Origin of the sequence: Methylocaldum sp. (genome assembly GCF_035627495.1) — a bacterium.
Taxonomy (GTDB): Bacteria; Pseudomonadota; Gammaproteobacteria; order Methylococcales; family Methylococcaceae; genus Methylocaldum.
The window spans coordinates 1-3,655 of sequence record NZ_DASPLO010000093.1 but is presented as its reverse complement, the minus strand read 5'-3'; the positions used below and the strand labels follow the sequence as shown (position 1 = coordinate 3,655).

Annotated in this window: 1 protein-coding gene; it reads right to left on the bottom strand. The window is 42.6% G+C overall.

Translation table 11 applies throughout. From position 1 onward, the window contains the following. The coding region (locus tag VEB01_RS08020) for a beta strand repeat-containing protein (RefSeq protein WP_324874390.1) at positions 1-3,655 on the bottom strand (3,655 nt) is incomplete at both ends.

Sequence of the window (3,655 nt, the reverse complement as noted above, 5' to 3'; positions counted from 1 at the left end):
ATTTGCTGAACCTGAGTAGTTTGCTGTTGGAGTGAATTTAAGTCCTGCATTGCCTTCAGCAAATGTGATAAATGTACCATTGGTAACTTCAGTGGTGCCGTCCTTCTTAAATAATCTGCCGTTGGTTATTCCACTAATTTTGAAATGAGTTACCTCATTACCATCAGCCGCATTACGGGTAATTACTAGTCCCGATGTAGTCTGAACATCTTCATTGGTTGAGGCATTTGTGATTGCAGGATTATCTGCAACAGGATTAACTGTTACTGAAGCAGTTGTACTTCCACCCAGACCTGCATCCAGATTAGATAAAGAAGCAGCAACGGTAAATGTATTTGCACCATGATAGTTTGCGTTGGGTGAGTACTTAAGTCCGGCATTTGCTTCGGCAAAAGTGATGAATGTTCCATTAGCAATCTCTGTTGTTCCGTCACTCTTATAAAGTCTGCCGTTAGTTATCCCGGTGATCTTGAAGTGAGTTACCTCCGCGCCATCTGCCGCGTTCCTGCTTATCACGAGGCCGCTTGAACTCTGAACATCTTCATTTGTTACTGCTGCTGTTACACCTGGAATGTCTGCTACTGTATTTATTGTAACCGTGGCATTTACAGTACTGCCGCCCAATCCTGCATCACTGTTTGTTATTGAAGCCTGTATGGTCACATTTGCTGAGCCTGAGTAGTTTGCTGTTGGAGTGAATTTAAGTCCTGCATTGCCTTCAGCAAAACTTATGAATGCACCGTTGGTGATTTCAGTGGTTCCGTCATTCTTAAATAATCTGCCGTTAGTTATACCTGTAACTATAAAGTGAGTTACTTCATTTCCGTCAGCTGCATTCCTGGTGATAACTAATCCTGATGTAGTCTGAACATCTTCATTGGTTGAAGCATTTGTGATTGCAGGATTATCAGCAACAGATTTAACCGTGATTGAAGCTGCTGCTCCGATCCCAAGTCCTTCGCCTGCCACTGAGGCTGCACCTTGTACTGTAAAGGCAGCATCGCCAAAGAAATTTGTTCCGGGAGTGAACTTAAGTCCTGCATTTGCTTCAGCCATTGTTATGAATGTTCCATTGGTAATCTCTGTTGTTCCATCATTCTTATAAAGTCTGCCATTAGTGATTCCGGTGATCTTGAAGTGCGTTACTTCAGCTCCATCTGCTGCGTTCCTGCTTATTACAAGGCCGCTTGAACTCTGGACGTCTTCATTTGTTACTGCCGCTGTTACGCCTGGAGCGTCTGCTACTGTATTTATTGTAACTGCGGCATTTACAGTGCTCCCGCCTAATCCAGCATCACTGTTTGATGTTGAAGCCTGTATGGTTACATTTGCTGAGCCTGAATAGTTTGCTGCCGGAGTGAACTTAAGTCCTGCATTCCCCTCTGCAAAGGTTATGAATGTACCGTTGGTAATCTCAGTGGCCCCATCATTCTTATAAAGTCTGCCGTTGGTTATTCCGGTGATCTTAAAATAAGTTACCTCATTGCCGTCAGCCGCATTACGGGTTATAACTAATCCTGATGACGTCTGCACATCTTCATTCGTTGATGCATCACTGATTGCAGGAGTGTCAGCAACAGGATTAACTGTAACTGATGCACTTGTACTTGCACCCAGACCTGCATCGATGTTTGATAATGAAGCAGTAACAGTGAATGTATTTGCACCATGATAGTTTGCATTGGGTGAATACTTTAGTCCTGCATTTGCTTCAGCAAAAGTGATGAATGTTCCGTTAGCAATTTCTGTTGTTCCATCACTCTTATAAAGTCTTCCGTTGGTTATTCCGGTGATCTTGAAGTGTGTTACTTCAGCTCCATCTGCTGCGTTCCTGCTTATTACAAGGCCGCTTGAACTCTGAACGTCTTCATTTGTTACTGCCGCTGTTACGCCTGGATTGTCTGCTGCTGGATTTATGGTAACTGTAGCATTTACAGTACTGCCTCCCAATCCGGCATCACTGTTTGATGTTGAAGCCTGTATGGTCACGTTAGCTGAACCTGAATAGTTTGCTGTTGGAGTAAATTTAAGTCCTGCATTTCCTTCAGCAAAGGTTATAAATGTACCGTTGGTAATTTCTGTGGTTCCATCATTCTTATAAAGTCCGCCGTTAGTGATTCCGGTGATCTTAAAATGCGTTACCTCATTACCATCAGCTGCATTCCTTGTTATCACGAGTCCGGATATTGTCTGCACATCTTCATTGGTCGAAGTATTTGTAATTGCAGGTGTATCGGCAACAGGATTGACAGTAATTATTACTGTAGTTCCGCTTCCGAGTCCATCTCCAGCAGCTGAGGAAGCACCCTGCGCGGTAAAGCCTGCATCACCAAAGAAATTTGCTCCGGGAATAAATTTAAGTCCCGCATTACCTTCCGCTATTGTAATAAATGTTCCATTAGTAATCTCTGTTGTTCCATCACTCTTAAATAGTCTGCCGTTACTGATACCGGTGATCTTGAAGTGTGTTAATTCTGGACCATCGGCAATATTAGGTGTAATCACCAATCCTGAAGATGATTGAGTGTCTTCATCTGTTACAGCTGCAGTTACAACAGGAGTATCTGCTATTGGATTAATTGTAACTGTGGCATTTACAGTGCTTCCGCTTAGTCCAGCATCACTGTTTGATGTCGAAGCCTGTATTGTCACATTTCCAGTACCGGAATAGTTTGCTGCCGGAGTAAACTTAAGTCCGGCATTGCCTTCAGCAAATCTGATAAATGTACCATTGGTAACTTCAGTGGTGCCGTCATTCTTAAATAATCTGCCGTTGGTTATTCCAGTTACTTTAAAATGAGTTACCTCATTTCCATCTGTCACATTACGGGTAATTACTAGTCCCGATGTTGTCTGAACATCTTCATTGGTTGAGGCATTGGTGATTGCAGGTGTGTCAGCAACAGGGTTAACTGTAACTGAGGCATTTGTACTTCCACCCAGACCCGCATCGATGTTTGATAAGGAAGCAGTTACGGTAAATGTATTTGCACCATGATAGTTTGCGTTGGGTGAATACTTAAGTCCGGCATTACCTTCAGCTGCTGTAATAAAGGTCCCATTGGTAATTTCAGTAGTTCCATCATGCTTGTAAAGTCTTCCGTTCGTTATTCCGGTAATCTTAAAATGAGTTACTTCTAAACCATCTGCCGCATTCCTGCTGATCACAAGTCCGCTTGTACTCTGAACATCTTCATCTGTAACTGCTGCAGTTATAACAGGAGTATCAGCAATTGGATTAATGGTAACTGTGGCATTTACAGTGCTTCCGCCTAATCCCGCATCACTGTTTGATGTTGAAGCTTGTATGGTTACATTAGCTGATCCGGAATAATTTGTTGCCGGAGTAAACTTAAGTCCGGCATTTCCTTCAGCAAATGTGATAAATGTACCGTTAGTAATTTCTGTGGTTCCATCATTCTTAAATAATCTGCCGTTGGTTATTCCAGTTACTTTGAAATAAGTTACCTCATTACCATCTGCCGCATTACGGGTAATTACTAATCCCGATGTAGTCTGTTGATCTTCATTGGTTGAGGCATTTGTGATTGCAGGTGTGTCAGCAACAGGATTAACTGTAACTGATGCATTTGTACTTCCACCCAGACCTGCATCCAGATTAGATAAAGAGGCAGTAACAGTAAATGTAGTTGAT